This window comes from Undibacterium sp. Jales W-56 (genome assembly GCF_025548535.1).
Classification (GTDB): Bacteria; Pseudomonadota; Gammaproteobacteria; order Burkholderiales; family Burkholderiaceae_D; genus Undibacterium.
On record NZ_JAJLQW010000001.1, the window covers coordinates 24,606 to 48,633 of the forward strand.

21 protein-coding genes are annotated in these 24,028 nt (G+C 50.0%); 16 read left to right on the top strand and 5 right to left on the bottom strand.

All coding sequences use genetic code 11. The features are described from left to right. Positions 1-257 precede the first annotated feature (257 nt). The 6 genes from LPB67_RS00195 (at position 258) to LPB67_RS00220 (ending at position 7,098) form a co-directional block, all read left to right on the top strand. Positions 258-929 carry a c-type cytochrome gene (locus tag LPB67_RS00195; RefSeq protein ID WP_262835027.1) on the top strand — a complete coding sequence of 224 codons (672 nt, stop codon included), beginning with the start codon at positions 258-260 and terminating at the stop codon, positions 927-929. A gap of 100 nt (positions 930-1,029) precedes the next feature. Beyond that, positions 1,030-3,201: a cytochrome c biogenesis protein ResB gene (locus LPB67_RS00200; RefSeq protein ID WP_262835028.1), complete on the top strand. Its 2,172-nt coding sequence runs from the start codon at positions 1,030-1,032 to the stop codon at positions 3,199-3,201. A gap of 75 nt (positions 3,202-3,276) precedes the next feature. Then, the gene (gene ccsB, locus LPB67_RS00205) at positions 3,277-4,425 is read left to right on the top strand and encodes a c-type cytochrome biogenesis protein CcsB (protein ID WP_410482682.1); all 1,149 of its coding nucleotides are present in this window, start codon (positions 3,277-3,279) and stop codon (positions 4,423-4,425) included. Positions 4,426-4,629: 204 nt separating this feature from the next. Then, positions 4,630-5,610: a protein-methionine-sulfoxide reductase catalytic subunit MsrP gene (gene msrP, locus LPB67_RS00210; RefSeq protein WP_262835030.1), complete on the top strand. Its 981-nt coding sequence runs from the start codon at positions 4,630-4,632 to the stop codon at positions 5,608-5,610. A gap of 126 nt (positions 5,611-5,736) precedes the next feature. Beyond that, on the top strand, positions 5,737-6,381 hold the full coding sequence (locus LPB67_RS00215) for a sulfite oxidase heme-binding subunit YedZ (protein ID WP_262835031.1): 645 nt from the start codon (positions 5,737-5,739) through the stop codon (positions 6,379-6,381). Between the two features lie 144 nt (positions 6,382-6,525). Next, positions 6,526-7,098, top strand: a complete 573-nt coding sequence (locus tag LPB67_RS00220; protein WP_262835032.1) for a 1-acyl-sn-glycerol-3-phosphate acyltransferase — start codon at positions 6,526-6,528, stop codon at positions 7,096-7,098. A gap of 81 nt (positions 7,099-7,179) precedes the next feature. Here LPB67_RS00220 and lptM read toward each other — a convergent pair whose 3' ends face one another. Continuing rightward, positions 7,180-7,353, bottom strand: coding sequence for an LPS translocon maturation chaperone LptM (gene lptM / locus LPB67_RS00225; protein ID WP_262835033.1), 174 nt, complete (start codon positions 7,351-7,353; stop codon positions 7,180-7,182). Positions 7,354-7,490: 137 nt separating this feature from the next. Here lptM and cyaY point away from each other — a divergent pair, with 137 nt between their 5' ends. Continuing rightward, on the top strand, positions 7,491-7,805 hold the full coding sequence (cyaY, locus tag LPB67_RS00230; protein WP_262835034.1) for an iron donor protein CyaY: 315 nt from the start codon (positions 7,491-7,493) through the stop codon (positions 7,803-7,805). A 76-nt stretch (positions 7,806-7,881) separates the two neighbouring features. Here cyaY and LPB67_RS00235 read toward each other — a convergent pair whose 3' ends face one another. Continuing rightward, the gene (locus tag LPB67_RS00235; protein ID WP_262835036.1) at positions 7,882-10,194 is read right to left on the bottom strand and encodes a penicillin-binding protein 1A; all 2,313 of its coding nucleotides are present in this window, start codon (positions 10,192-10,194) and stop codon (positions 7,882-7,884) included. Positions 10,195-10,687: 493 nt separating this feature from the next. Between LPB67_RS00235 and LPB67_RS00240 the strand changes: the two genes are divergently transcribed. The 9 genes from LPB67_RS00240 (at position 10,688) to LPB67_RS00280 (ending at position 21,129) form a co-directional block, all read left to right on the top strand. Further along, positions 10,688-11,770: a pilus assembly protein PilM gene (locus LPB67_RS00240; protein WP_262835037.1), complete on the top strand. Its 1,083-nt coding sequence runs from the start codon at positions 10,688-10,690 to the stop codon at positions 11,768-11,770. Further along, a complete protein-coding gene (locus LPB67_RS00245; RefSeq protein ID WP_262835038.1) occupies positions 11,770-12,390 on the top strand; it encodes a PilN domain-containing protein in 621 nt (206 codons plus the stop codon). Before LPB67_RS00240 ends, LPB67_RS00245 begins: the two co-directional genes overlap by 1 nt. 22 nt (positions 12,391-12,412) lie before the next feature. After that, entirely contained in the window at positions 12,413-13,060 is a 648-nt protein-coding gene (locus LPB67_RS00250) for a type 4a pilus biogenesis protein PilO (RefSeq protein WP_262835040.1), read from the top strand. Further along, a complete protein-coding gene (locus tag LPB67_RS00255; RefSeq protein ID WP_262835041.1) occupies positions 13,057-13,602 on the top strand; it encodes a pilus assembly protein PilP in 546 nt (181 codons plus the stop codon). The genes LPB67_RS00250 and LPB67_RS00255 overlap by 4 nt, the downstream gene beginning before the upstream one ends. 41 nt (positions 13,603-13,643) lie before the next feature. Then, positions 13,644-15,755 carry a type IV pilus secretin PilQ gene (pilQ, locus tag LPB67_RS00260; RefSeq protein ID WP_262836124.1) on the top strand — a complete coding sequence of 704 codons (2,112 nt, stop codon included), beginning with the start codon at positions 13,644-13,646 and terminating at the stop codon, positions 15,753-15,755. Positions 15,756-15,823: 68 nt separating this feature from the next. After that, a complete protein-coding gene (locus tag LPB67_RS00265) occupies positions 15,824-17,482 on the top strand; it encodes a beta strand repeat-containing protein (protein ID WP_262835042.1) in 1,659 nt (552 codons plus the stop codon). Between the two features lie 70 nt (positions 17,483-17,552). Continuing rightward, positions 17,553-19,157 carry a bifunctional shikimate kinase/3-dehydroquinate synthase AroKB gene (gene aroKB, locus LPB67_RS00270; protein ID WP_410482703.1) on the top strand — a complete coding sequence of 535 codons (1,605 nt, stop codon included), beginning with the start codon at positions 17,553-17,555 and terminating at the stop codon, positions 19,155-19,157. Between the two features lie 2 nt (positions 19,158-19,159). Next, positions 19,160-20,314 (top strand): deoxyguanosinetriphosphate triphosphohydrolase, encoded by a 1,155-nt coding sequence (locus LPB67_RS00275; RefSeq protein WP_262835044.1) that lies wholly within the window; start codon positions 19,160-19,162, stop codon positions 20,312-20,314. Positions 20,315-20,433: 119 nt separating this feature from the next. Further along, positions 20,434-21,129, top strand: a complete 696-nt coding sequence (locus LPB67_RS00280; RefSeq protein WP_262835045.1) for a DUF4197 domain-containing protein — start codon at positions 20,434-20,436, stop codon at positions 21,127-21,129. A gap of 107 nt (positions 21,130-21,236) precedes the next feature. Here LPB67_RS00280 and LPB67_RS00285 read toward each other — a convergent pair whose 3' ends face one another. From LPB67_RS00285 to LPB67_RS00295, 3 genes are all read right to left on the bottom strand, one after another. Continuing rightward, positions 21,237-22,328, bottom strand: coding sequence for an enoyl-CoA hydratase/isomerase family protein (locus LPB67_RS00285; protein ID WP_262835046.1), 1,092 nt, complete (start codon positions 22,326-22,328; stop codon positions 21,237-21,239). Positions 22,329-22,434: 106 nt separating this feature from the next. Then, positions 22,435-23,343, bottom strand: coding sequence for an AEC family transporter (locus tag LPB67_RS00290; protein WP_262835047.1), 909 nt, complete (start codon positions 23,341-23,343; stop codon positions 22,435-22,437). A 117-nt stretch (positions 23,344-23,460) separates the two neighbouring features. Beyond that, a complete protein-coding gene (locus LPB67_RS00295; protein WP_262835048.1) occupies positions 23,461-23,940 on the bottom strand; it encodes an Lrp/AsnC family transcriptional regulator in 480 nt (159 codons plus the stop codon). Positions 23,941-24,028 lie beyond the last annotated feature (88 nt).

A 24,028-nucleotide genomic window follows, 5' to 3' on the forward strand; every position in this document is an offset into this window, starting at 1 on the left:
GGGACTCGGCAGAACGAAGCAACCCGGAGCATCGAAATTGCATGGAAAAATGCAACAGAAGAAAGTGTTTCACTTAAAAGCTATTGTACAATAAGGGGTTAGGTATTGGGCTGCATGTTTCCAATCCCGCATTTTGTATATTCGTTGTATTTATTGTACTGTTGAGTCGTGCGATGCACTACAAGCGTCGCCACCGACAGCGCAACTATGCGTTGCCACTAGGGCAGATTTCCATCATTTAGTCTCAAGGTGTTTGAATGAACCGTGCTTTTTCTCCTTTTTTGAAGTCCCTCAGCATCGCAATTCTGGCGTTGTCTTCAGTCGCCTCAATGGCCTATGCCAACGAAGAGCACAAAGCTCCTGCCAAAGCCGATCCCGCCAAAGGCGAAGCCTTGTACACCAATGGGGATGGCGCACGCGGCATCGTCGCCTGTGCTTCTTGCCACGGTACCGCAGGCAATTCGACGATCACGGTCAATCCTAAGCTGGCCGGCCAGCACGAAGCGTATCTCGCTAAGCAATTGTCGAACTTCACTGGCCCTGACCGTAACAACGCCGTCATGACGACGTTTGCCAAAGCGATGACAGAAGACGACATGAAAAACCTGGCAGCTTATCTGAGCACGCAAAAATCCAAGCCAGGCGCTGCTAAGAACAAAGACCTGCTGGAAATCGGCAAGCAAATCTATCGCGGCGGTATCGCTGAGAAAAGCGTCCCGGCATGTGCCGGCTGCCACAGCCCGAACGGTGCGGGTATTCCGGCGCAGTTCCCGCGCATCGCCGGCCAGCATCAGGATTACACCATTGCGCAATTGACGAACTTCCGCACTGGCGTCCGTAAGAACAGCGCACAGATGATGACGATTTCCAAGCGTATGTCCGATGATGAAATCAAGGCAGTTGCCGACTACGTTGCAGGTCTGAAGTAAGCATCCATCGATAAAAACAAATAAGTACTAAATAAGTAATCGATAAGTAAAAAATGGAGGGGGTGGCAAAAGCCATCCCCTTTTTTATTTTCAGGATTTTATGGAAACAAATACTGCCGGAATACAGATCAAGACCAAACGCCGCTGGCTGGCGGATACGGTCGAGTTGCTGTCGTCGATGCGTTTTGCGATCAGCCTGCTGGCCTTGATTGCGATTGCGTCGACCATAGGCACGGTGCTCAAGCAGAACGAGCCTATGCCGAATTATGTGAATCAGTTCGGCCCATTCTGGTTCGATATCTTTGCCAAGCTGGGGTTGTATGCCGTGTACTCGGCCTGGTGGTTTTTGCTGATCATGACATTTCTGGTGTTATCGACCAGCCTGTGCCTGATCCGCAATGTGCCGAAAATAGTGAAAGACATGCGCAGCTGGCGTGAACATGTACGCGAACAATCCCTGCGCAATTTTCACCATAAGGCCGAGTGGCATACGACAGGGCCGCGAGTCGCCAGCACGCATCAGATCAGCGCGCATATTGCGCGGCTCGGCTATAAATTCAAAGTCTCGGAAAAAGACGGCGCCACTCTGATCAGCGCCAAGCAAGGCGCGGTCAACAAATGGGGTTATATTTTTGCGCATAGCGCGATTGTGATCATCTGCGTTGGCGGCATGCTGGATTCGGATTTGTCTATCCGCATGCAGCAATGGTTTATGGGGAAAGTTGCGTTTGACGGCAGCGGGGTTATTGCGAACATCCCGCAGCAACATCGCTTGTCGCTGGCGAATCCTACCTTTCGCGGCAATACCATGATCCCGGAGGGGGCGACCAGCAGCACCGCGATTATTCCCCAGCCTAAAGGCGTATTGATCCAGGATTTACCGTTCACGATCAAGCTGAATAAATTCATCATTGATTATTATTCGACCGGCATGCCCAAGTTGTTTGCCAGTGAAGTGACGGTCAAGGATCATGAGACCGGCAAGACCTTCTCCGCAACGATCAAGGTCAATGAGCCGCTGATCTACAAAGGGGTAGCGGTGTATCAGTCGAGTTTTGAGGATGGCGGCAGTCACTTGTCCATGACGGCGTTTCCGATGACGGGCATGCAATCGACCAGCTTCCCTTTATCCGGCGAAGTCGGCGGCTCAACGCCGTTGCAATCGGTTGGCGGATCAACTGGCGGCAATGATTACACGATTGAATGGTCGGGCTTCCGACCCTTCAATGTCGAGAACATGAAGGCCGGGCAAGACCTGCGCGCCGTGAATACCAATACGAGTTTTAACCAGCAACTCAGCGCTGATCTGGACAAGCATACCGGTTCGGCTGCCAAGAGTGCGAACAGCAAGGATTTAAAAAACGTCGGTCCCAGCGTGCAATATAAATTGCGCGACAAGACCGGCCAGGCCAGGGAATTTCATAACTACATGCAGCCTATGCAGTTGGACGGCGCAACCATGTTCCTGGCGGGCACCCGCGACAATCCGAACGAGGCCTTTCGTTATCTGCGCATTCCGGCCGATGACGATGACACGATCGTCGAATGGATGCGTCTGCGCGCCGCCTTGGCGAATCCGGAGTGGCGCGACCTTGCCGCGCAGCGTTATGTGAAACACGCGCTGCCTGAGAGTCCGCAAAAGATGCCAAGCCAGTTGCAAGAACAGTTGCGCTTATCCGCCCTCAAAGGCTTGGCGATTTTTGCTGGCGACGGTAAAAGCCAGGCCGCCGGTTTTGTCGCGATCTCACGTTTTCTGGAGCAAATTCCGGCTGCGGAACAGGGTAAAGCTGCCGATGTTTTCATGAAGATATTGAATGGCAGCATGTGGGATCTGTGGCAAGTCGCACGCGAAAAAGCGGGTCTGCCTGCACTGGATTTAAATGAGAAGCGCGCACGCTTCATGCAGTTGTCGATCAATGCCTTGTCGGACTCGTTTTTCTACGGCGCACCGGTGTATTTGCAGCTTAGCGGGTTTGAAGAAGTGAAGGCATCGGTATTGCAGGTAACGCGTTCACCCGGCAAGAACGTGGTCTATCTGGGATGCCTGTTCCTGGTGATCGGCGTGTTCTCAATGTTTTATATCCGTGAACGCCGCTTGTGGGTCTGGCTGAAAGACAGCGATGGCGGCACCAGCGCCCTGATGGCATTGAGTTCGCAACGCAAGACCCTGGATTTTGAAAAAGAATTTGAGCAGCTAAAGCAGCAGTTGGCGCAGTTGCCACCTCAGGGCGGCGCTGTCTCAGCTCCCGCATCGGCACCGGAAGCGCACTAATCGACTACACTGTGGATAAGCAAGCTATCTCCGTGTCACGGATGACACGGAGCAGTAAGATTTGATATTGGAAACATGATGGAAATGACACAAGACTATACGCCTTACCAAGGTTTTTTTAAGCGCCTGTCGGTGCTGGACTGGCTCTACGCCGTTGCCTTGAGCATGTCGTCTTTATTTGCGCTGAGTCGTTTTGGCGCATATATGGATGTGTATGAAAAAGGCATTTTGTTATGCGCTGCGCCGGCATTTGCGTGGCTAGGCTGGCATTGGAAATCCATGCGCTGGCTGCTCGCTTTACTGGCGATAAGCGCCTTGTTTGCCATCCATCTATATGGCGGTTCGCTGGACATGGCGAACCAGAAATTTTTCCTGAAATATTTACTGTCGAGCCAATCCGCGATTTTGTGGATGAGCACTTTGTTCTTTTTATCGACCTTGTTTTACTGGGGCGGCTTGATTGCCCGCTCGGATTTCGGTTCGTCGGTGGGGTCGATATTGTGCTGGGCCGCGGTGATCATGGGCCTCACCGGCATGCTGGTGCGCTGGTATGAGTCGTATCTGATCGGTGCCGATATCGGCCATATACCGGTATCGAATTTGTATGAAGTGTTCATCCTGTTTTCGATGATCACGGCGCTGTTCTATCTGTACTACGAACAGCAATATGCGACGCGCCAGCTCGGTCCCTTTGTCCTGATCGTGATTTCTGCGGCAGTCGGATTTTTGCTGTGGTACACGGTCAGGCGCGATGCGTCCGAAATTCAACCTCTGGTGCCGGCTTTGCAGAGCTGGTGGATGAAAATCCATGTGCCTGCCAACTTCATCGGCTATGGTACCTTCGCGCTGGCGTCGATGGTTGCGGTGGCTTATTTGCTGAAATCCAAAGGCTATTTGCAAGATCGCCTGCCTTCACTCGAGGTACTCGACGACGTAATGTATAAAGCGATTGCGGTTGGCTTCGCCTTCTTCACGATTGCGACAATTCTTGGCGCTTTGTGGGCGGCAGAGGCTTGGGGCGGTTACTGGTCGTGGGATCCGAAAGAAACCTGGGCCCTGATCGTCTGGCTGAATTATGCGGCATGGTTGCATATGCGCCTGATGAAGGGCTTGCGCGGCCAGATGGCGGCCTGGTGGGCATTGATCGGTTTACTCGTCACCACGTTTGCTTTCCTTGGCGTAAATATGTTCTTGTCCGGTTTGCACTCTTACGGCGCGCTGTAAGCTGATTCCGCAAAGATAAAAAGCACTGCACCTGAAAATGCAGTGCTTTTTTATTGGGCGGATCAAAAAATGTAAGGTTCGGCAGACTATCTCGACTCATGAGAAACTAAACACGTACTCGTGCCGTCTAAGCTCATGGTATTTGGCCTGACAGGTCGCAGTGGTAGCTAGGTTTTCCCTTTCGTCGTCGCAAATGGAGTCATCATGTTGATCAAACGTAGTCCCAACGGCATCGAGTTGCCATTTTCATCCGAGATCACCCCGCGTGAGGTATTTGAATCCCGCCGCGATTTTATCCGTCAGATGGCGGTCGGCTCGATTGCCGGCACGGCTCTATTCGAGATGGCGAACCGTGAGGCATTTTCCCAGACTCCGGGTGCGCAAAAACTGGCCTCTACCCTGAATCCTGCGTATGCGCTGATAGAAAAAAAGACGGCTTACAAAGACGCAACGACGTATAACAATTTTTACGAATTCGGTACCGATAAATCGGAACCCGCGATGAATGCCGGCACGCTGAAGCCTCATCCCTGGACGGTCACGATTGAAGGCGAAGTGAAAAAACCGGTGACGCTGGACCTTGATGCCTTGCTCAAACTGGCGCCGCTGGAAGAGCGCGTGTATCGCCTGCGTTGCGTGGAAGGCTGGTCGATGGTAATCCCCTGGATCGGTTATTCTTTATCGAATCTGATCAAAAAAGTCGAACCGACCGGGAACGCCAAGTTTGTTGAGTTCATTACGCTGGATGACAAAAAACAGATGCCGGGTTTGCGCCGTCCGGTGCTCGAATGGCCGTATGTGGAGGGTTTGCGCATGGACGAGGCGATGCATCCGCTGACCTTACTGAGTCTGGGTATGTACGGCGAAGTCTTGCCGAATCAGAACGGCGCGCCGGTGCGCATGGTCTTGCCTTGGAAGTACGGCTTCAAGTCGGCGAAGTCGATCGTCAAGATCCGTTTCACCAAGGAACAGCCGAGAACCGCATGGAATATCGCGGCACCGGGCGAGTATGGTTTTTATTCGAATGTGAATCCCGATGTCGATCATCCGCGCTGGTCGCAGGCGAGCGAGCGCCGTATTGGCGAAGACGGCTTGTTTGCCAAAAAACGCAAGACCCTGATGTTCAATGGCTATAACGAAGTCGCGTCTTTATACGCCGGGATGGATTTGAAAAAATTCTATTGAACTGATCTAGTCCGAATTGAGTCAATCGATCCGGCTTTTCCATCCATTCATTCTCTGTGATGATGCGTCGAATGATGCGATGCATTACTCGCCTTCACGCCCTGATCATCAACCTTGGACTATGTAATGCGCTTGCCTGCATATCAGCCTTCACCTAAACAACTCTCGTTGATGAAGGTGGTTTTATTCGTCGTCGCGCTCCTGCCTTTTTTGCGCCTGTTCAGTTTTGCTTTCCTGGATAAGCTGGGGGCCAATCCGGTCGAGTTCATCACGCGAAATACCGGTGACTGGACCTTATATTTGCTGTGCATCACACTGACAGTGACGCCCCTGCGCAAGTTCACGCAATGGCATTGGCTGATACGTTTGCGCCGCATGCTGGGGCTGTTCACGTTTTTTTATGCGCTGCTGCACTTCATGACTTTTCTCTGGTTCGATCACGGATTCGATGTGGCGGAGATGTGGAAGGATGTGCTGAAGCGGCCCTTCATCACGGTAGGCTTTAGCGCCTTCGTATTGCTGTTGCCGCTCGCCGCCACCAGCACCAATGGCATGATTAAGCGTTTGGGCGGCAAGCGCTGGCAATGGCTGCACCGCTTGATCTATCTGATCGCACCCTTGGGCATCTTGCATTATTTTTGGATGAAGGCGGGTAAACATGATTTTTCTCAACCGATCTTATTCGGATTGATCGTGGCGGCATTGCTCACGCTACGTTTATTCTGGCGTTGGCAAAACAGCAGAGCGCCGGTTGTCAGTAGTGTTAGGTAGCTCTTTTTGTTGACGGGAAGTTGCAATGCGGCCTTGAACGTAAGTTTGTTTGCATCATTTATTGCCCCTTGGCATAATTGCCGCCTATCAGGCATAAAAATTATGACAGCACATCTACTTACAACAAAAAATGTGGAGACACGTTTGCAGCGGTTTGCCGTAGCGGCGATGAAGTTGATCGGTTGGCGGGTCTTGTATAAGCCTTTACCCGGGCCGCGCGGCGTGATCGTGGTGTATCCGCATACCTCCAACTGGGATTTTGTGGTGGGCGTATTCGCGATGTGGGCGATAGGCATGCCTTTTCATTTCATCGCTAAGTCGTCTTTGTTTGAAGGCATCACCGGAGCGACCGTCGGTCGCCTGGTGCGCTATCTGGGAGGCGAGCCGGTTGAGCGAAATGCGTCGACAGGCGCGATTGCCAGATTGGCCGAGCGTATCAATCGTGCCGACTGGTATTGGCTGGCAATTACACCTGAAGGTACGCGCAGTCAGCGTCCGTATTGGCGTAGCGGCTTTTATCATATTGCCCTGGCCGCCAGGATCCCGGTCGGTTGTGCCTACTTTGATTTTTCCAAAAAGGAAATCGGCCTCGTCGATTACTTGCCGCTGAGCGGCGATGCGGATCAGGATATGGCAGCGATCGGGGCGATCTTGCACAACATTCAAGGATGCCGGCCTGAAAAAGCCTCGCCTATCCAGTTGCGTCCTGAGGATTGATAAAATAGGGAGTATAGGTAAAAATAAGATGGATTCCGCTTATTTTAAAGCGGTTTTAAAAAATACCCTACCCCAGTATGATTAATTTTCGTGAGTCGCTGGCCTGGCTTTGAGCGCCACCATCGCGGCATCTGTTGCTGCCAGTGCCGCCAGGCTCGATTTATTCGGGATGTACAAAGGGCCTTTCTGGCCGCAAGCTGTGACGGTAGCTAGCAGGGCTGAACTCAGCAGCATCAGCGTGATTTTTTTCATCATGCAAAATCCTATTTAATTCTTTTGTTGGTCGGGTTTAAGTGCGAACTTCGCTATTGTCCTTGCTCTCTGTGGTTCTTTGGAAGTGGAGCCGGGATTAGCGCTTACAATGGGGTTTTATGTTTGCGCTGGAGTGTAGCATGACCGAAACCGAATTTTTGAGCCTGGCGGATCACTGTCTGCGCCAGGTAGAAACCATCTTTGAACAGGCATTTGAAAACGATGAGCTGGATGTCGAATGCAAGCGCAGCGGCAATGTGCTGGAGATTGAGTTCGTCAACAATGGCTCAAAAATCATTGTGAATAGTCAGGCGCCGATGCAGGAGATGTGGCTGGCAGCGCGTTCCGGCGGCTTTCATTACAAATATGACGGTCAGCACTGGCTAAACACGCGTGACGGCTCCGAGTTTTTCAGTACCTTATCGGCAGTCGCCCAGGCTCAGGGCGCTTTGTAATCCGCGAGCTTGCGCATCATGTCCCGCCGCTGCCAGACTGTTGCGCAAGTTCTGCAGTTTTATTCTTCAATGACTTTCATTCTTCAATGACTTTCGGCTCGACCTCCAATGACTGTATAGCTATGCCCGGTGGATTTTCGGCATAATAAAAATCGCCATTCGCCGAAATAATCCCGTTCGGGACAGGACGCTCTTCAACAGGAATATCTTTGAGCGCCCTTTGCATATAGCCGATCCAGATCGGTAGCGCGAGACCGCCGCCGGTTTCTTTATTGCCGAGATTTTTCGGCTGATCGAAGCCTATCCAGGCGATGCCGACCAGTTTCGCCTGATAGCCGGCAAACCAGGCATCGAATGAGTCATTCGTGGTGCCGGTTTTGCCGGCGATATCCGGGCGCTTCAGGACCAATGCCTTGGTTGCGGTGCCAAAGCGCACTACGTCCCTCATCATGCTATCCATCAAAAAGGCATTGCGCTCGTCGATCACGCGGTTGGCTTCATCGCCGGACTTATCGGGATTCGCCTGCGATAAGACTTTGCCCGTGGTGTCCGTGATTTTTGAAATCAGATAGGGATTGATTTTGTAGCCGCCGTTGGCGAACACCGCATAAGCGCCGGCCATCTGCAAAGGTGTGACGGCACCCGCACCTAGCGCCAGTGTCAGGTAAGGCGGATTTTTCTCGGGCAAAAAGCCGAAGCGGGTCGTGTATGCCTGGCCATATTTGGCGCCGACTTTATGCAGGATGCGGATAGAAACCATATTCTTGGATTTGGTCAAACCCTTGCGCATGCTCATCGGGCCTTCGTATTTGCCATCGTAGTTTTTGGGTTCCCAGGCCTGGCCGCCGGTTTGACCGGCGTCGAAACTGATCGGTGCGTCATTAATAATGGTGGCGGGCGACAAGCCTTTTTCCAGCGCAGATGAATAGATGAAGGGTTTAAAACTTGAGCCAGGCTGGCGCCAGGCCTGGGTCACATGATTGAATTTATTGATGTTGTAATCAAAGCCGCCGACTAATGCATGAATCGCACCATCCGTGGTACTGGCGGCGACAAACGCTGACTGCACTTCAGGTAGCTGGGTGATATTCCAGTTTTTGCCTTCTTGCGTGACGCGGATCACCGCGCCGCGCTGAATTTTTTTATTCGCAGGTGCGCTTGGCGCCAGGCCTGCCGCTGCAAATGTCAACCCTGGTCCGGTGATCTGGATTTCTTCGCCGGAGGCCAGCACGGCTTTCACTTGTTTGGGATTGGCATCCAGTACCATGGCAATAACCAGATCATCGCTATCGGAGTGTTGGGCCAATTCTTTTTCAATCGCATCCTCGGCGGCTTCTTTGCCGCTGGGGATGTCAATGATCGCTTCGGGACCGCGATAGCCGTGCCGCTTTTCATAGTCCATGACACCCCGGCGCAGCGCCAGATACGCGGCATCCTGATCGGCTTTGGTAATGGTGGTGTAAACGTTCAGTCCGCGGGTGTAGGTCTCTTCCTTGAACTGTTCATAAACCAGCTGACGCGCCATCTCTGCCACGTATTCGGCATGGATACCAAATTCGCTGCTATCGGTTTTGGTATGCAGCTCTTCGTTTTTGGCTTGCTCGAATTGAGCTTCGGTGATGTAGCCCAGTTGCTTCATCCTTTGCAGGATGTATTGCTGGCGCACGGTTGCCCGCTTGGGGTTGGCGACCGGGTTGTAAGCCGATGGGGCTTTGGGCAAGCCGGCCAGCATCGCGGCCTCGGCAATGGTGAGTTCTTTCAGGCTCTTGCCAAAATAAATCTGGGCGGCCGACGAGAAGCCATAAGCGCGCTGCCCCAGATAAATCTGGTTCATGTAGACCTCCAGGATCTGATCTTTGGTCAGGTTTTGTTCAATTTTCCAGGCGAGCAGAATTTCATAAATCTTGCGTTTGAAGGTTTGTTCGCTGGACAGGAAAAAATTACGCGCGACCTGTTGGGTAATGGTGGATGCCCCTTGTTTGGCGCCGCCAGTCAGGTTGTGCAGGGCCGCCCGGGTAATGCCGAGGTAATCGACTCCGCCATGCTCGTAAAAGCGGTCATCTTCAATCGCCAATACGGCTTTTTTCATGATTTCAGGGATTTCCTTGAAATGCACGACATTGCGTCTTTCCTCGCCGAATTCGGCAATCAACATATTGTCCGCCGAGAACACGCGTAATGGCATCTTCGGTCGATAGCTGGTGATGGAGTCGAGTTCCGGTAAATTCGGATACGCCATGGTCAGGGCGAATCCCAGAATCAATATCCCGGCAACCAGCAAGCCGAGGATAATTCCACCGGTGCCAAGCAGTAATTTGATTGCCCAATGACGGGCCTTCGGCGTTTCTCGTTGTTTCGGCGTATCTGAAGAGGTGGGTGTCGCTGGCATGAGGGAAATTTTTAGTGGCGTGTCGATTAAGAATTCAGGCTGCCATTATAGCCTCAGGGGGTAGTTAGCTAGCTAAAGCGGTAGATTGTATTAATAAAAGCAACAAACGATCATGTTGCTCCCTGCAGTTTCCAGCGGCTATTTTTTATGTAAGCAAATGTTGCGGAAGAAAAATGCGATTAGATACTTGATAAAATTTTGCTTTTTTATAATTAAATAGTCTCTTTTTACGTATTTTTTGACATTGAATGCCTAAATGCTTCGCTCTCTTCGTGGGGAATTGGCAACGGATAATGTTGATGCTGCGTGGAAAATGCTTTACACAATGAAGGGCTTATTGCTAGGATTTCATGTAAGCTTGGATGATTGTCTCCTAAATAGCGGTTTTTAAAAGAAAATTCGCATTTAATGTGCGCAATATTTAAGCATTTTGTAGTAACCGCCACAGGCTAAAAGTAATGCAAATAAAACAGTATTTTTTGAGGGGATATCCTTGGCTTTAGATCTCGCATCATTGCTCGGTAGAAAAAACCCGCCTTTAGTTGGCTTGGACATCAGCACGTCCGATGTCAAGCTTGTGGAGATTTCTGAGGGAAGCAATAAGGCGTTCAAGTTAGAACGCTACGGCTCCGAACTATTGCCCAAAGGGGCTGTCGTCGATGGAAATATTGAGAACATCGAGCAGGTTTCTGAGGCTATCCGTAAAGTCATTAAGAAAAGCGGCGTAAGTGCTAAAAACGTCGCGTTAGCAATGCCTGCCTCAGCAGTCATCACCAAGAAAATTATTCTTCCAGGTAATCTGAGTGAGCAAGCGCTGGAGCTGCAGGTCGAATCCGAGGCCAATCAATACATTCCGTTTGCGATGGACGAGGTGAGTCTGGATTTTTGCGTGATCGGGCCGTCCGCCAACAATGCCGAGGAAGACGTAGAAGTCATGCTGGCTGCCTCGAGAAAAGAAAAAATCGAAGACCGAGTTGCGGTCGCTGAAGCCTCAGGCTTGCAGGCCAAGGTCATGGATATCGAATCCTACGCAGCGCGCGCATCGATCTTACGCTTGATTGAGCAGCAGCCGAATGCAGGGCAAGATCAGATTTATGCACTTTTCCAGATCGGTGCAAAAGTGACCTATATCTCCATCTTGCTCAACGGTGAGGTGATCTATGAGCGCGATCAGCAATTCGGCGGTAATCAATTAACGCAGGATATTGTGCGTAACTATGGCCTGGCTTTTGAAGAAGCTGAACTGAAGAAAAAACAAGGCGACTTGCCTGACAGTTATGAGATGGAGTTGTTGGAGCCATTCTTGGAAAGCGCTGCGCTTGAAGTAACGCGTGCTATTCAATTCTTCTTTACTTCCACTCCTTACACTCGGGTAGATCAAATTTTCCTGGCGGGCGGCTGCGCCGTCATCCCTGGATTGGTCGATATGATTGCCGAGCGCACCAAAATATCGACCAGCGTAGTGAGTCCATTTAAAGGTATGGAATTATCTTCCAATGTAAGCGAGAAGGCGTTGCGCAGCGATGCGCCCTCCTATCTGGTAGCTTGCGGCCTGGCAATGCGGAGATTCGGCTAATGATAAAAATTAACCTTCTTCCTCATCGTGAGGCCAAGCGCAAACAACTCAAGAATAATTTTTATACGCTGTTGTTGCTCTCAGGAATGATTGCGGTCATCATTATTATTGCAGTAGGAACTTTTTTCTCAATGAGAATTTCCCAGCAATCAGATCGAAATAATTTCATCAAGGCAGAGAACGCTAAGCTTGATGAAAAAATTAAAGAAGTAGCTAGCCTTAAACAAGAAATTGATGGCTTGAAAGCGCGTCAACAAGCGGTAGAAGATTTGCAAGGCGACAGGAATCAACCGGTATTTATGCTCGACGAATTAGTCAAACTGACACCTGAGGGGGTCTTTTTGAAGGGGCTGAAGCAAGATGGGCAGCGTATTGTGCTTAATGGTTATGCGCAATCGAATCAGCGTGTTTCTGAATTTTTGCGTAATTTGGGAAATAAGTCTGCCTGGATGATTAAGCCTGACCTGATTGAAATTAAATCCACCGGATTAGGGCAGGGGCGAGATGCCAAGAAAGTGTTTGATTTTACGATTAATGTGGGAATCAAACGTCCGCGTGAAAAGGATTCTGCTGCTGCCTCGGGAGCCGTAGACATTAATCCTGATAGTAAAAAGCCCTGATAAAAAGCGGACAGGAAAAAATATGGCAAATTTGAACGAACTCAGCGAATCAATTGGATCCCAATTCAGGGATCTCGGCGGATTACATCCAGGCTTATGGCCGCTCGCCCCTAGATTGCTTACTGCATTTGCATTGCTGATAGGGCTCGTTGCTCTAGGATGGTTTGCTTATTGGGATGGACAGCTAACTGAGCTTGATGTGGGGCAGCAAGAAGAGCAAAAATTAAAGGATTCATACAAGCAAAAAATGCAACAGGCTATTAGCCTTGATGCGCTGAAGGAACAACGGAAGCTGGTGCTGCAGTATGTTGCTACGATGGAGAAACAATTGCCCAGCAAAGCTGAAATGGATGCCTTATTGTCGGACATCAATCAAGCGGCCACTGGCCGCGGTTTGACGTTCGATGGATTTAAACCGGGGCAGCCTGCAGTAAAAGACTATTACGCAGAACTCCCAATCGATATTAAGTTGGTTGGAAGCTATCACGATATGGGTGAATTTGTCAGTGATATCGCTAAGCTGCCGCGAATCGTCACGCTCAATAATTTGGCGATCGCAGCAAGTAAGGATAATACTTTGGTGCTTGATGTTGTTGCCAAAACCTTCCGGTATTTAGATCCTGAAGAGGTTGCCACGCAGGCAGCTTTGAAAAAAGGAGCTAAAAAATGAGAGGCGTCTTAAAGCCAATGATTCTGATGTTAATGCCTTGTTTTTTTGTAACGGGGTGTAGTGATAATGGGATGTCTGAGGTGCAGGAATGGATGGCGCAAGTAAAAAAAGAGACGCGCGTCGTTATTTCAAAAGTGAGCGAACCAAAGGTGTATGTCCCGTTCACTTACACAGGTAAAAGTGATGTCGATCCGTTTAATCCATCAAAATTATTAGTTGTATTAGCGAGGCTGAGGGCAGAATCAAACAATGGCTTAAAACCGGATATGGAGAGACGTAAGGAGGTATTGGAATCTTATCCCCTTGATACCCTCCAGATGGTTGGAACAATAGAAAAGCCAAATCTAAGATATGCCTTGATTCACGTGTCTGGTGAAAACAAGGTTATTCAAGCAAAAATGGGCAATTACTTGGGACAGAATTTCGGCATGATTACGAAAATTACCGATAATGAAATTGAAATTAAGGAAATCGTTCAAGATGCTGCAGGTGAGTGGACTGAACGCCAAGCGAAGCTAGAGCTGCAGGAGGCAAAAAAATGAACGCCCTAATAACTAAAATAAATGCAAGTAAAGGGAGCGCTATGCTTGTGAAATTATCTGCAATCAGTCTGCTTATGTTCTGTCAATTGGGTTTTGCCCAATCTAACAGCATTGAATCAATTACAGCCAACCAGCAAGGCATTAACACGATTGTCAAAATTGGTTTAAAAAATCCCGTGGCTAAATCTCCCATAGGATTTGCCATCACCAATCCTGCCCGTATTGCCCTGGATTTCGCTGATACCAATAACGCAACTGGGAAATCAGCGGTTGATATCAATATCGGTGAGCTCCGCAGTGTAAATTTAGTGGAAGCCAGTGGTCGTTCACGACTGGTTTTTAATATGAATAAATCGCTGAACTACGCTACTGTCGTTGAGGGAAATGCGGTCATCGTCACCATTGATGGCTCAGGAGGAATTGCCACAGCAGTTAATTCGGTGGGGTTGCCTGTTGCGCCAGTCGCCATTGTTCAGACTAAACAAAATCTCCGGGATATCGATTTTCGCAGAGGCAGCAATGGTGAGGGCCGCATCATCGTAGATCTGCCGAATAATCAGGTGGCTGTTGATGTCCGTCAACAAGGCCAGAAGATCGTGGTGGACTTTATTAAAGTTGGGTTGCCAGATATTCTTAAGAAGCGTTTGAACGTCGGCGACTACGGTTCACCTGTGCAAACAATTACCACCGGAACTCAAGGTGAAAATGTTCGCATGACAATTGAACCGCAAGGTTTATGGGAACATAGTGCTTATCAAAGCGATACGCAATTGGTGATTGAAGTCAAACCAATTAAAGAGGATCCGAATAAATTGACCCAGGGAACTCAGGGTTATCGAGGAGAAAGATTATCCTTTAATTTCCAAAATATTGAAGTTAGGGCGCTGCTGCAAATTATTGCGGAATTTAGTGGCTTAAATATTATTGCAAGCGATACCGTAACTGGCAGTTCCACACTGAGATTAAAAGATGTTCCATGGGATCAAGCCCTAGACATCATTATGCAATCCAAGGGACTGGATATGCGCAAGAATGGATCGGTTCTCTGGATTGCGCCCAAAGATGAATTGCTTACAAAAGAAAAACTTGAATTAGAACAGAAGGCACAAATTGCCGAGTTAGAACCTTTGAAAACAGAATCATTTCAATTGAATTATCAAAAAGCAGAGGCGTTCAAACTTGTTTTTGGCGTCGATGGCTCCAGCACCAATAGGATTTTGTCCAAACGTGGCAGTGCCGTCATTGAGCCTCGCACTAACCAGTTGTTTATCACCGATGTTGCAAGCAAATTAGAAGAGGTAAGAAAATTAATTCAGAAAACCGATATCGCTTCTAAACAAGTATTGATTGAAGCACGGATTGTTGAGGCCGATGATAAATTTAGTAAAAATCTTGGCGTTAAGCTGGGCTTTGCCGATATGCGAGGCTTGCGCGGTGGCGATACCGGTTATCAGTTGGGTGGAAATCAAAGAGCCGCACTGACCGGCAATTATCTGGGGGTAGGCGAGCAAACCGGACAGGCGAAAATTACTGAACAAAGTTTTATTCCTAATTCTCAGTTCGTAAGTTTGCCGGCAAATGGGATTAATGGATTGAATGCAGGTAGCTTGGCGGTGAGTCTTTTCTCTTCAGCCGCGAATAGATTCTTAAATCTGGAACTGTCAGCCTTGGAGGCCGATGGCAAAGGGAAGATTATTTCCAGTCCCCGTGTGGTTACCGCTGATCAATTAAAAGCCTCAATTGAACAAGGCACTGAATTACCTTATCAAGTGGCAACCAGCAGTGGAGCGACCTCGATTTTCTTTCGTAAAGCGAGCTTACGCTTAGAAGTGACACCGCAAATTACTCCTGACGGTAATGTCATTCTAGACGTGGATGTACATAAAGACAGCGTTGGAGTCGAGACCCGTGCCGGTTTTGCTATTGATACCAAGGAAGTGAAAACCATGGTCCTGGTCGAGAATGGCGGCACTGTCGTTTTAGGGGGTATTTTCCAACAGAATGAACGTAATAACGAGACAAAAGTTCCATTTTTCGGCGACATACCGTTATTTGGTAATTTGTTTAAAACGACTGGCCGTACCAATGACAAGACGGAGCTTTTAGTATTTATCACACCAAAGATTATTACGGACCGCTTGACTAACAAGTAACCATGAAGCACCGGCTTAGAATAGACAGCCGTTGTGTGCAACAATTTATTAAGAGATAAGGGTGTTACATGATAAAGCTAATTCGCGCAGTTATTACCTTGATGGTAATTTCCTTCCTGTCTGCGTGCGGTGGTGGTGGCGGTTCTCCGGGTAATACTACTGGCGCCGCATTATTTACGAGTGCCTCTAGTACCATTCGAATTTCTCCAGGTGAAATTCAGACTTACACAATAGGTGGTGGTGTGCCTGCTTATACTGCTACCAGCAGTTCTGGCGCAGCGACTGTCACAGTTAAAGATAATGTAATGACATTGACTGGCGGCGGCGGCGGTACCACTACCATTACTGTCAAAGATGCAAAAGGTACTGTCGTAACAATCGATGTGACGGTGGGATCCGGTTTGGCTCTATTCACCACCGCACCGGCCGCAGTTTCTGTGGCGGTTGGCGCAAGCTCGTCGATTTATACCATTGGCGGCGGCAGCTTAGTGTATGCCGTCACCAGCAGCGACTCTTCCGTGGCAAGCGTAGGAGTCAATAGAAATCAATTCGTGATTAATGGTAACGCAGCGGGTAAAGCGACCGTTACTGTCAAGGATACAATTGGCGCCTCCGTCTCCATAGATGTCACGGTAGGTAATGCCGGCACCGTCACACCTTTGTTCACTACATCGTCCAGCGATATTGTCGTTCTGCCGGGGTCGACCTCAACATTTACCGTAGGCGGCGGCACTGCACCTTACCTGGCCAGCAGCAGCAATACGTCGGTTGCCGGTGTTAGCATTAGCGGGACTACTTTAACGATCAATGGTGTCTTGGCAGGAGCGGCAAAGGTTGTGGTGAGCGATGCGAAGGGAGCTACGGTAAGTATTAATGTCTCAATTGGTGCCGGCGCTTCTATTCCATTATTTACTACTGCACCATCTGCAATTACGATAGGTTTAGGCGGGGCGCCTGTGTATAGTATTGGCGGCGGTACAGCACCTTATACAGCCACCAGCAACAATGTGACAGTCGCTACGGCAACCGTATCTGGTACCTCTTTAACGATTAATGGAATATCTACAGGCAACGCCAGCATTGTGATTACTGATAATGTCGGCAAGCAGGTATCGATTGCCGTGAACGTCATTGTTACAGGTACAACAAGTGCGGCGCTTACTGTATCCCCCGGAACATCCAGTGCTTATGTGAATGATACTCTCACGTTCCGCATAGACGGTGGTTTAGCGCCTTACTCTGTGACTTCCAATAATTCTGCGATTGGAACGGTTTCAACTAGTTCGGTTTCTTCAAGTGGCGGAACCTTTTCTGTTTTTGCTGCAAAAATAGGAACCGTAAATATTGTCGTTGCAGATGCAAAAGGAAACACGCAAACCGTCGCGATAACAATTGCTGCCGCAGTCAATACCCTGGCACTCAGTCCTGTAGCTTGGAACATTGATGAAACAAATAATGCGACCATCGGCCTGGCGATCAAAGGCGGCAATGGACCATTCCAGGTCTTTACTTCTAGTACCTTACTTTCAAGTGTGTCGGGCACCATACCGGATCCATCAAATCCATTGACATTTACTGGTACTACCGTGAATGTGGCAGTTGGCACACAAGGAACGCGTTGCGTGGCCGCTGATACGAACGTTACCATTACCGTTAAAGACAGTTTGAACCAGTCGGCAACAAGTACGATGACGATCAAAGATAAAAATGGTGGTCCCGGTTGTTAAAGTAATCAGGAGGGTTTCCCTTCTTTAGTAAAGTCTCAATGTGTCAAAAAACATTTTTTTAGTAGGCCTGATGGGCTCCGGCAAAACGACAGTTGGCCGGGCCCTGGCTAAAAAACTCAACAAGCAATTCATTGATTCCGATCATGAAATCGAGGCACGAACCGGTGTCTCGATTCCCGTGATTTTTGAAATCGAAGGTGAGGCGAGCTTTCGGCAGCGCGAAGCGGATGTGATCCGTGATTTGACGTCTCAGGATGGCATTGTGCTGGCTACCGGCGGCGGTGCGATTCTCAATGAGACTAACCGGAAATATCTGCAAGAGCGCGGCACGGTGATTTATCTGCGCGCTGGTATCAGCAGTATTTTGCAGCGCACGCGGCATGATAAAAACCGTCCTTTGCTAAGAACTGCCGATCCCCGCAAAAAACTCGAAGAACTTGAAGCGCAGCGTGAGCCTCTCTATCATGAGGTTGCAGATCTGGTCATTGAAACCGGTCGTCCCAATGTGCAATTTCTGGTTCAATCGATTATGACGCAGCTTGAACAACGCGCCATTTCTTCGCATACTCCTGGCGTAACCATGCTTCAACAAAATCATCAAACTCTATATGTCGATCTGGGCGAGCGTAGCTATCCCATCTCGATTGGCCAGGCGCTGTTATCTGATCCCTCTCTTTTCTCTGCGCATATCAAGGGCGAGCGCGTTGCGATTGTAACCAACGATGTGGTTGCTCCTTTGTATTTGGCGCAACTCGAACAACTGCTGCGCGAGGCAGGGAAGCAAATCGTCAGCATTGTCTTGCCCGACGGTGAGGAACAAAAGACCTGGGCTAGTTTAATGAAAGTCTACGACGCCTTGCTGGAAGCGAAATGCGATCGTAAGACCACCATGATCGCGCTGGGTGGCGGCGTGATAGGCGATTTGACTGGATTTGCCGCGTCATCTTATATGCGTGGCGTGCCATTTATTCAGATACCTACGACCTTGCTGTCGCAGGTTGACTCCTCGGTAGGTGGCAAGACCGGCATCAATCATCCGCTGGGGAAAAACATGATTGGCGCTTTTTACCAGCCTCAGGCAGTCATCGCCGATACGGCTACCTTGAATACCTTGCCAGACAAAGAACTGTCGGCCGGTTTGGCCGAGGTAATCAAGCACGGCGCGATTATTGATGAGCCTTTCTTTACCTGGGTGGAAGCGAATATTGGACGCTTACGCGCCAAAGATCCTGAGAGCTTGGCGTACGCCATCTCGCGCTCTTGCGAAATCAAGGCAGATGTTGTGCGGCAGGATGAACGCGAAGGCGGCTTGCGCGCGATTCTGAATTTCGGTCACACCTTTGGTCACGCAATTGAATCCGGTCTTGGCTACGGCAAATGGTTGCACGGCGAAGCCGTCGGCTGCGGCATGGTGATGGCGGCTGATTTATCCTGTCGCCTCGGATTGATCGACTATGTCAGTAAAGTCAGGATTACCCAATTGGTTGAAGCCGCAGGCTTACCAATCATTGCGCCTGACCTCGGTGAACAACGCTGGCTGGAATTGATGGAAGTCGATAAAAAGAATGAAGACGGCAAAATCAAATTCATTTTGCTCAAGCCTTTAGGTGCGCCGCTGATCACGACGGTGCCCACGGAGCTATTGCTCGAAACGCTACGCGCCAGCATACAATAGCCATGTTCTCCGATACGCATCTCGCTCCTTATGCCGCACAATCTGCGACATCGTGCGGGCGCAGTCATGCAGAATCTCCATCAAGTTCTCGTTCAGAATATCAACGCGATCGTGATCGCATTATTCATTGCACGGCATTTCGCCGTCTTGAATACAAGACCCAGGTTTTCGTCAATCATGAAGGCGATCTGTTTCGCACGCGACTCACGCATAGCCTGGAAGTCGCCCAAATCGCGCGTTCGATTGCCCGCAACTTACGCTTGAATGAAGATCTGGTCGAAGCGATTTCGCTCGCCCACGATCTTGGTCACACACCGTTTGGTCACGCCGGTCAAGATGCGTTGAATGCATGCATGAAAGAGTTCGGCGGCTTCGAGCATAATCTGCAAAGCTTGCGCGTGGTCGATACCTTGGAAGAACGTTACGGCGCTTTCGACGGCTTGAACCTGTGCTTTGAAACACGCGAAGGCATACTCAAACATTGCTCAATCACGAATGCCCAAAAGCTGGGTGAAATCGGGCTACGTTTCATCCACAAGAAACAGGCGAATCTGGAAGCGCAACTGACCAATCTGGCCGATGAGATCGCCTATAACAATCATGATATCGACGACGGATTACGCTCGGGTTTGCTGATCGAGTCGCAATTAAACGAGCTCGATTTTTACGGGAAATTCCGTGCGGAAGTCGCCAATACCTATCCCGGCATCAGCGGTCGCCGCGCGATCTCTGAAACCATACGGCGCATGATCAATGCACTGATCGTGGATTTGATTGCCACCTCAGAACAGCGTATCAAAGACTATGCACCGCAATCGCTTGATGACGTGCGCAACATGGGGCCGATGATTGCATTTTCAGATTCCATGCAAAAAGAGGCGACGCTGCTGAAACAATTTTTGCATGCCAATCTGTATCGTCACTACATGGTGAATCGCATGGCGAGCAAGGCGCGGCGCGTCGTCACGGATTTATTTAATGCGATGATGGATGAACCCATCCTGCTGCCGGACGATTATCAAGTCAAAAAAATTGATGCGAACCAGATGCTGCATGACACGCAGCAGGCACGTAAAATTGCCGACTACATCGCGGGCATGACCGATCGCTATGCCATGTTGGAACATCGCCGCTTGTTCTCGGTGGATGAAGTCTAGCCAGTTTTTTCGTTAAACTGAACAACAGCATTTTTGCTGACGAGTAAGAAACATGAACATCAATCCGGATGTGTAATCGATTCAAAATTCTTTTCATTCATTTCGTTAAGGAGCGCTTCATGTCACGTTCTACGCTATTCCATCAAGTCGCTGCCAGCGCTTTGTTCCTGGCATCCTCCGCCGTATTTGCTGCCTCGCTCGACGATCTGAGTAGCCAGGATGCCAGCGCCGGATTGAAAGCCGCACTGGATAAGGGTTCCGTCGCCGCAGTCGCAAAACTTGGCGTAGAAAACGGTTTTTTAAATAACGACAAAGTTAAAATCCAGCTGCCGTCTATCCTGGAAAAGGCGCGCCCGATTTTAAAAATGTCAGGTCATGGTCAACAGCTTGACGAACTTGTCGTATCGATGAATCGTGCGGCTGAACAAGCCGTGCCGATGGCAAAACCGCTGCTGGTGAATGCCGTGAAATCAATGAGCGTGACTGATGCGAAAAATATCCTGACCGGTGGCGATACCTCCGTTACCGATTTTTTCAGGCAAAAAACCGCAGCGCCTTTAAGCGTAAAATTTCTGCCATTGGTGAAAGGCGTGACGGATAAAGCAGGTTTGTCTGCAAAATACAATTCTGTGATGGGGCAGGCGCAAAAATTCGGCGCGGTCTCTGCGCAAGAAGCGACTGTCGAAGCTTATGTCACGCAGCGCGCTTTGGACGGCTTGTTTTTGATGATTGCAGAAGAAGAAAAAGCGATCCGGCAAGACCCTATCGGCGCTGGCAGCAAGATCATAGGCAAGGTATTTGGCCTGCTGAAATAACTCGCATGTCTCAATCATGAATAAAAAAGCGCTGAAGAGAAATTTTCTTCAGCGCTTTTTTGTTGCCCGTATTTTATTCCGCATCAAGCGGAATAAACCCGACCGTATTAATCCAGGTAACGCAATGGATGCGCATAGCCGGGCCATACCTCAGCGAAGAATGCCTGCACCATCTCTGTAGTGACTTCGGCTAAATTAGCCGGCTGCCATTGCGGCGCATTGTCTTTAGCCACCACCAGCGCCCGCACACCTTCTAAGACCTCGCCATGTTGAAAGCAATGGCGCACCATTGTGCGTTCCATGCGCAGGCAGTCTGCGACTGACAGGCTGATTCCGCGGCGTAATTGTTCAAGCGTGACGCTCATCAATAGCGGCGAACGTTTTTGCATGACTGCTGCCGCCTGCTGTGCAAACGGATGCGGATCGCTGACCAAAGAGGCGGCAATGGCTTTGGCATCGTTGCCGGCAAAATGCCGATCGATGATGGCCCGATATTGCGCAAGCGTACTCTTGTCTGCGGTCACCTGGGAGGCAAAAGCGGCAGCAAAATCCCTGATGCGCGCACGAAGGTCCTTGCCAGGCTCGGTTGTCATCATCTCCATCAGCGCAGGCAATTCGGCGGTCGGAATATACACATCCGCCAGCCCGGTATAGAGCGCGTCGGCGGCAGTGATGATCTCGCCAGTCAGCCCCAGATAGGTGCCGGTTTGTCCCGGCGTGCGGGATAAAAAATAACCGCCGCCGACGTCAGGAAACAGGCCGATATTTACTTCCGGCATCGCCATCTTGGTACGCTCGGTGACGATGCGCAGGCGACAGCCTTCGCCCGCTTGCGCAATGCCCATGCCGCCGCCCATCACGACGCCATTCATCAAGGCGACATAAGGTTTGGGATAAAAGTGAATCAGATGATTGAGGGCATATTCTTCCGTAAAAAAATCTTCGAGCAGGGCGCTGTCGCCTGTCGGCCCGGCAGTGCCGACATCGTAAAAAAAGCGAATATCGCCACCCGCACAAAAGGCTTTTTCGCTGCTGCTATGAATGAATACAGCGCTGACCCCGGCATCCTCGCGCCATGCCAGCAAGGTCGCGGTAATGGCGCGTACCATCGCCAGCGACAAAGAATTCAGCGCCTTTGGGCGATCCAAAGTAATAAAACCGATATGGTTGCGGACGGAGGTCTGGACGTAGTCGCTCATGATGACATTCAAAAATGTGAAAGAAGAATTCTAGCTAATTTAGCGGCGCAGAGGCAGCAGTTTTGGCGATATTAAATAAAACGAGGTCCGGTTTAAGACGATGGATTTATCGCAATCCCAGCCACAAACCGGCAGGCACAAACAACAACGCAGCCAGATTGCCGAGTAACACAATCGAGGCGACTTTATCGGGCTCCTGTTGATATTGTTCCGCCACCATGAAGCAAAACACCGCCGGCGGTAAGGCGGCAAACAGATACATTTGCCCGCGTTGTGCCGATGTCAATGGCAACACTTGCTCCAGCACTAAAGCGGCCAATAAACCGACCGCCGGGCACACCAGCGCACCCGCCACACCAATGCGCCAGCTGGAGAAATTGATGTCCAGCATGCGCACCCCGAGCGCAAACAACATGATAGGAATGCAGGCGTCGCCCATCATTTTCAAGGCGATGAACACATAGTCTGGCAAGTGAATATGCAGCAGTGCGAACGCCATGCCCAGCAGCATGGAGAGCATCATCGGGCTGAACAGGAATTTCAAGGACGAGTCCGAATGATCGGGATGGCCGCGTTGAATAATCTTGATCCCGACGGTAAAGTACACCAGGTTGCACGCCATGAACAAGGCTACCGCGGCGGACAAGCCATTCGCGCCAAACGCCAGCGCCGCCAGGGGCAGTCCCATGTTGCCGCAATTGTTGTACATCATGGGTGGCACAAAGGTGCGCACATCGTAACCAAGCAGGCGTGCCAGCGGCCAGGACAGCAAGCCGGAACCCAATGCAATTAGTACCCCCGCCAGGATCAGCCAGGCATTCTGCGTCACGTCAAAATGCTTACCGGCCAGAGCCGTGAACACCAGCAGAGGGCAGAGCACATCCATGCTGACCCGATTGACCGCCGCCATATCGTCCTGAGCGCCAGCGCCCCGGGTGCGCGCATAGGCATAGCCGAGGCCGATGACGATAAACACCGGTAAGATAATCGAGACGATCCGTTCCAGCAATTCCATTCAGATTTTTTACCTCATCGGGAGCATACTCCCTCATTATTTGTATAAAACCAGGCTTATTCCGCGATAATTACGGCGATATTAAAAAAATACTCTATCGGAGTATATAAATCATCGTTAAGATTTGGCGGTTTTCAGCACCGCATAATCGAGCGGCAGCGCGGTCGTGCTTTTGATGACTTCCATCACAAAGCTGGAGCTGACGTCTTGCAGGTCCGCGACCTTGACCAGCTTTTTATACGCGATGTCAAAACCCGCCATGTCCGGCACATGCATTTTGAGCAGGTAATCAATGTCGCCGCTCATGCGGAAGATTTCCACGATCTCCGGTATGTCGCGAACCCCGCTGACGAAGCGCTGCATCCAGGCTTCATTATGTTGCGCTGCCTTGAGCGCCACCATCACAGTCAAACCGAGATTGAGTTTGCGCGGATCGCACAACACCACCTGTTGCCGGATTACACCATCATCCTGCAGTCTTTGCACCCGCCGCCAGCACGGCGTAACCGACAAATGCACCGCCTGCGCCAGATCCGCCAGAGCGATGGAAGCGTCTTTCTGCAAAATTTGAAGAATTTCGATATCTTTTTTATCCATATATTTAATTTTATAGAAAAATATTCTCAAATACATGAAATTTAGCCGAAAATTTGGTAAAAAATTTCATCTCAGCATTGTTAGGATT